Annotated in this window: 6 protein-coding genes; 1 reads left to right on the top strand and 5 read right to left on the bottom strand. The window is 73.0% G+C overall.

Going from position 1 to position 5,718, the window contains the following annotated elements; genetic code table 11:
• Positions 1 to 728: S1 family peptidase (locus JNW87_RS33805; RefSeq protein WP_238455086.1), on the bottom strand; the 728-nt coding region annotated here is incomplete at its 3' end.
• A 51-nt stretch (positions 729 to 779) separates the two neighbouring features.
• Here JNW87_RS33805 and JNW87_RS33800 point away from each other — a divergent pair.
• Entirely contained in the window at positions 780 to 947 is a 168-nt protein-coding gene (locus JNW87_RS33800; RefSeq protein ID WP_238455085.1) for a hypothetical protein, read from the top strand.
• A 447-nt stretch (positions 948 to 1,394) separates the two neighbouring features.
• On the opposite strand, the gene JNW87_RS33795 is transcribed toward JNW87_RS33800, so the two are convergent.
• The 4 genes from JNW87_RS33795 to JNW87_RS33780 all read right to left on the bottom strand — a co-directional run bounded on the left by JNW87_RS33795 (position 1,395) and on the right by JNW87_RS33780 (position 5,673).
• A complete protein-coding gene (locus JNW87_RS33795; protein WP_109804052.1) occupies positions 1,395 to 3,083 on the bottom strand; it encodes a ribonuclease J in 1,689 nt (562 codons plus the stop codon).
• Between the two features lie 55 nt (positions 3,084 to 3,138).
• Positions 3,139 to 4,062, bottom strand: coding sequence for a 4-hydroxy-tetrahydrodipicolinate synthase (gene dapA, locus JNW87_RS33790; RefSeq protein ID WP_238455084.1), 924 nt, complete (start codon positions 4,060 to 4,062; stop codon positions 3,139 to 3,141).
• 53 nt (positions 4,063 to 4,115) lie between these two features.
• On the bottom strand, positions 4,116 to 4,853 hold the full coding sequence (gene thyX, locus JNW87_RS33785) for an FAD-dependent thymidylate synthase (protein WP_109804051.1): 738 nt from the start codon (positions 4,851 to 4,853) through the stop codon (positions 4,116 to 4,118).
• A gap of 256 nt (positions 4,854 to 5,109) precedes the next feature.
• Entirely contained in the window at positions 5,110 to 5,673 is a 564-nt protein-coding gene (locus JNW87_RS33780) for a DUF2752 domain-containing protein (RefSeq protein WP_109804055.1), read from the bottom strand.
• Positions 5,674 to 5,718 lie beyond the last annotated feature (45 nt).

The following is a 5,718-nucleotide window of genomic DNA, read 5'->3' as shown; positions in this document are numbered from 1 at the left end:
GGGGCGGTGGCGTCGCCACCGGCGGGCGGCGCGGCCGGCGCCGACCGGCCGGCCGCGGTGACCAGGGTCAGGTTGTTGCGCTGGAGGATCTCGTTGACCGGTTGGAAGAAGGTGACGCCGCCCTGCGTGCAGTCCCCGGACCCACCGGAGGTGACCCCCTGCGCCTGGTCGCCGGAGAGCCACGCGCCGCCGGAGTCGCCCGGTTCGGCGCAGACGTTCGTCCGGGTCAGCCCGGTGACCGTTCCCTCCGGATAGTTCACCGTGGCGTTCTTCGCCTGGATCACGCCGCAGCGAGTGCCGGTGGTCGAGCCGGAGCGGCAGACCGAGGCGCCGACGGGGGCCTCGGTGGAGCCGTTCACCGGCACCGTGCCGCCGTTGAAGTCGTTCACCACGCCCTGCGGCGTCCACTCGCCGTTCACCTCGACCACCGCCCAGTCGTCCGCGGGGAACGACGAGGCGGCGAAGGTGCCCTGGGCGATCCGGTTCGCGCCGGTGGTCCGTTCGCCCGGCCGGCCGCAGTGCCCGGCGGTGACGAAGCCGCCCACCACTGAGAAGCCGACCGAGCAGCGGCCGGCGTTGTTGATGAAGAACGCGTCGCCGCCGCGTACGTCGAACAGCGGGCGGGGCGCCTCCGCGACGGCCCGCACCCGGATCGACCCGGCGGGCACGCCGCTGGCCTCGGCGAACCGCCGGCCGGCCGCCTCCGCACCCGGCTGGGCGAGCACCACCACCGAGTTGGTGGCGACGTCGACGTACCAGCGGCGACGTCCGGGCCTGCCTTGCCGCCGGCCGAGTCGAGCCGGCTCTTCACCGCGTCCAACTCCCGGACCCCCCGGTCGACCTGCTTCGGCACCGCGCCGGCCGCCGTCACCTGCGCCGCCCGCGCCGGGTCGGCCACCGCCACGGTCAGCGTCGCGCCGTCGGCGCTGAGCCAGCTGCCGCCGTAGTCCTCGCCCAGCTCGCCGCGGAGCCGGGCGACCGTGCCCGCCGCCCACCGCTCGGTCCTCAGCCGCTTCGTCGCCTGCTCCCGGCTCAGCGAGAGGTCGCGGCTCATGGCGTCCACCACCTCCGGCGCGACACCGTCGGACGCTGCGGGCGCGCCGCCGCGGGGCGCCGTGCCCTCCCCGGCGAACGACGGCAGGGTCACGGCCGCCGCCGCTCCCACCGCCGCCACCAGTACGCCGATGGCTGTGATCCGTCTGCGGTCCATCCGCCACGCTCCTCCCGGCCGGCGCGGGGTACGCCTGCCGGAGCGGAGTACGGAGACGAACGCCGATCGGTTGAAGTGACCGTCGACGATCCACCGAGCGTGGTCGGGCGACGCCGGGACGTACCCGGAGAGTGACGACGCCGGCCCACCGCGGACGGTGGACCGGCGTGCGGAGCGGCTGGGGTCAGACCTCGACCACGGTCGGGACGATCATCGGCCGCCGCCGGTACGCGTCGTTGACCCACCGTCCGACGGTGCGCCGGACGATCTGCTGGAGCTGGTGCGGGTCGGTGATGCCGTCCGCGGCGGCCCGGTTGAGCGCGTCGGTGACCAGCGGGATCACCGGGTTGAACGCCGCCGGATCCTCGGAGAAGCCCTTCGCCGACAGCGTCGGACCGGCGACCACCTTGCCGGTCACCGAGTCGACCACCACGGTGGTGGCGATGAAGCCGCCGTCGCCGAGGATCCGCCGCTCGGTGAGCAGCGACTCGCTGACGTCGCCGACGGCGAGACCGTCGACGTAGACGTACCGGCTCCGCACGTGCCCGACCAGGCTGGCGCGGCCCTCGACCAGGTCGACCACGTCGCCGTCCTCGCAGAGCACCACCCGGTCCGGGGCGACCCCGGACTCGATGCCGAGGCGGGCGTGGGCGCGCAGGTGCCGCCACTCGCCGTGCACCGGCATGAGGTTGCTCGGGCGGACCATGTTGAGCAGGTAGAGCAGCTCCCCGGCGGGGGCGTGGCCGGAGACGTGCACCTTGGCGACGTCCTTGTGCACGACCACCGCGCCGGCCCGGGCCAGCCGGTTGATCACCCGGTAGACGGAGGTCTCGTTGCCGGGCACCAGCGACGAGGCCAGCACCACGGTGTCGCCTGGGGCGATGGTGATGTGCCGGTGGTCGCCGCTGGCCATCCGGCCCAGGGCGCTCATCGGCTCGCCCTGCGAGCCGGTGGACATCAGCAGGATCTGCTCGGGCGGCAGCGTGGTCGCCTCCTCGATCCCGATGACCAGGCCCGCCGGGATGTTGAGCAGGCCGAGGTCCCGGGCGATGCCCATGTTCCGGACCATGGACCGGCCGATCAGGGCCACCTTGCGGCCGTGCTCGACCGCCGAGTCGAAGACCTGCTGCACCCGGTGCACGTGCGAGGCGAACGAGGCGACGATGATCCGCCCCTTGGCCTTCGCGAAGATCGAGTCGAGCACCGGCCCGATCTCCCGCTCCGGGGTGACGAAGCCGGGGATCTCCGCGTTCGTGGAGTCGGACAGCAGCAGGTCGACGCCCTCGGCGCCGAGTCGGGCGAAGCCGGCCAGGTCGGTGATCCGGCCGTCCAGCGGGAGCTGGTCCATCTTGAAGTCGCCGGTGTGCAACACCAGGCCGGCCGGCGTGCGGATGGCCACCGCCAGCGCGTCCGGGATGGAGTGGTTGACGGCGAAGAACTCCAGCTCGAACGGGCCGAGCCGCTCCCGGCCGCCCTCCCGCACGGTCAGTGTGTACGGCTGGATCCGCCGCTCGGCCAGCTTCGCCTCGACCAGGGCGAGGGTGAACTGCGAGCCGACCAGCGGGATGTCCGACTTGTGGGCGAGCAGGTACGGCACGGCGCCGATGTGGTCCTCGTGACCGTGGGTGAGCACGATCGCCTGGATGTCGTCGAGCCGGTCCAGGATCGGCCCGAAGTCGGGCAGGATCAGGTCCACGCCCGGCTGCTCGACGTCGGGGAAGAGCACCCCGCAGTCGACGATCAGCAGCTTGCCGTCGTACTCGAAGACGGTCATGTTCCGGCCGATGGCGCCGAGTCCGCCGAGCGGGATGATCCGCAGGCCACCCTCCGGCAGCGGCGGGGGCAGTTCACCCTCGAAGTGCGCCTCGGTCACGCGTCCACCTCATTCTGCGACGCCGTCACGCGGCGTCCGTCGTGTCGTTGGATCATCAGGGCAGTTCCAGGCCCGCCGCCGCGCAGTCCGCGCGCAGCTGGGCCAGTTCGTCGGTGGTGGCGTCCACCAGCGGGGGTCGTACCGGGCCGGCCGGCAGGCCCTTGGCCGCCAGGCCCGCCTTCACCAGGATCACGCCCTGGGTACGGAAGATGCCGGTGAACAGGGGCAGCAGCCGCCGGTGCAGGTTCAGCGTGGTCGTGGTGTCCCCCGCGTCGTACGCCTCGATCATCTGCTTGGCCAGTACACCGGTGAAGTGCGTCGACGTGCCGACCAGGCCGACGCCGCCGACGGCGAGCGCGGGCAGGGTCAGCGCATCCTCCCCGCTGTAGTAGGCCAGGTCGCTGCGGGCGAGCACCCAGGAGGTGGCGGTCAGGTCCCCCTTGGCGTCCTTGACCGCGACGATCCGGCCGTGCTCGGCGAGCTTCACCAGCGTATCGGTGGCGATCGGCACGCCCGAACGGCCCGGGATGTCGTAGAGCATGATCGGCAGCCCGGTGGCGTCCGCGACCGCGATGAAGTGCCGCAGCAGGCCGCTCTGCGGCGGCTTGTTGTAGTACGGGGTGACCACCAGCAACCCGTGTGCGCCGGCCTTCTCCGCCGACGCGGCCAGCTCGATGGTGTGCCGGGTGTCGTTGGTGCCGACCCCGGCGACGATCCGGGCCCGGTCGCCGACCGCCTCCACGACGGCGCGGATCAGGGTCTCCTTCTCCGCGTCGGTGGTGGTCGGCGACTCGCCGGTGGTGCCGTTGACCACCAGCGCGTCGTTGCCCTGCTCGTCGACCAGGTGGTTCGCGAGGCGTACGGCGCCGTCGAGGTCGAGGGACCCGTCCGTGGTGAACGGGGTCACCATGGCCGTCAGCAGTCGCCCGAACGGGCGCGACGCGCCCCGGTCGGGGGCGGCAGGGTGGTCGTGCGTCATGTTCACAACCTAGCGGACGACCACCGGGGCTCCGGCGGGGAAGGGCGCAGGAGTCACTCGGCGTGCGGGCTGGCCGCCACCTCGGTGCCGTCCGGCAAGGTGGAGGTCACGAAGTCGGCGAAGACGTTCGGCGCGACGCCCTTGAGCTGCCGCAGGCACTCCACGGCCAGCTCGCGGATCTCCACGTCGGCGTGCTCGGTGGCGCGCATCTTGATGAAGTGCCGCCAGGCCCGGTAGTTGCCGGTGACCACGATCCGGGTTTCGGTGGCGTTGGGCAGCACCGCCCGGGCCGCCTGCCGGGCCTGCTTGCGGCGCAGCGTCGGGTTCGGCTCGTCGGCGAAGCGCTGCTCCAGGCCCTCCAGCAGCTCGTTGTACGCCCGGACGCTCGCCTCGGCGGCCTCGACGAACTTCTTGTGCAGCTCCGGGTCGTCGGCGATCACCGCCGGCTCGACCATGGCGGCGTCCCGCTCCGGCACGTACCGCTGGGACAGCTGGGAGTACGAGAAGTGCCGGTGCCGGATCAGCTCGTGGGTGAACGAGCGGGACACTCCGCTGAAGTAGAAGCTCACGGAGCCGTGCTCCAGCACCGAGAGGTGCCCGACCTCCAGGATGTGCGCCAGGTAGCCGGCGTTGGTCGCGGTGGCCGGGTTCGGCTTCTTCCAGCTCTGGTAGCAGGCCCGGCCGGCGAACTCGGCGAGCGCCTGCCCGCCCTCTGCGTCGGTCGACCACGGCACCTCGTCCGGGGCCTGGAACTGGGTCCACGCGATCAGCTTGACCTGAGGCTGCACCATCTCCGGCATTCCTGGGACTGTAGTGGCCGGACGCCCGGTGGCGAAACTTGGACGCGCGGACGTGAAAGCGCCCACCATCAGCGAATCCCGGACACGTCCCGGTCGCGGCGACCGACGGGTGTCCAAGATCTCCCAGCGCGGGCAGCGCGGGCAGCTCTCTGTTCGTCCGCCTATGGCCGCGCCAGGCAGGAGGCGCCGCGACGGGCAGGACGGGCCGCGAGGCGGAGTCGGGCACGGATCCCGGGCCCGGGGCCGGTCAGACGTAGAGCGCGGTGAAGGGCGCCCAGGGCAGGTTGCGCAACACCGAGAAGGCGAGCCAGGCGGCCAGGAAGCCGCCGATCACCTTGGGGCTGAGCCGCAGCTCCGGCAGGCGCCAGCCGAACGCCTGGTTCCCCGCCCAGGCGACGAAGAGGTAGGCGAGGAACGGCAGCGAGAAGACGAAGAGGAAGTGGTGCCGGGCGGCGGCCGGCAGATCGGCGTGCAGCACGTACCAGAGGGCCCGGGTGCCGCCGCAGCCCGGGCAGTCCAGGCCGGTGGTGAGCTTGAGCAGGCAGGTCGGCCGGGCGTCCGGGTCGCTGTGGGTGGGGTCGCTGACCAGCGCGTACGCCATGCCCATGCCGACGCAGCCGAGCGCGGCCAGCGGCACCGCCCAGCGTGGGGCGCGCTCGTGCAGGCGGATCACCAGCCGGGTGAACCGGTCCGGCTCGACGGGCTGGTAGGCCGCCGGCTGCGGCCAGCCGCCGGCCGGGACCTCGCCGGTGGGCCAGGCCGCCGGCCCGGGCTCCGCGTGCCCGGCGCCGGGAACCGCCGGGGCGGTCAGGGCCGTCGGGGAGACACCGTCGGGGACCTGCTGGCCCGGCTGGGT

The organism is Micromonospora sp. ATA51 (assembly GCF_016802855.1).
GTDB lineage: Bacteria > Actinomycetota > Actinomycetes > Mycobacteriales > Micromonosporaceae > Micromonospora > Micromonospora sicca.
Note: the sequence above shows the minus strand (reverse complement) of the source record. Positions and strands in the feature narration are given on the sequence as shown.

Coding starts and splice junctions, on each gene's coding strand:
- dapA (WP_238455084.1), bottom strand. CDS start 4,062: ATGACGCACGACCACCCTGCCGCCCCCGACCGGGGCGCGTCGCGCCCG.
- thyX (WP_109804051.1), bottom strand. CDS start 4,853: ATGGTGCAGCCTCAGGTCAAGCTGATCGCGTGGACCCAGTTCCAGGCC.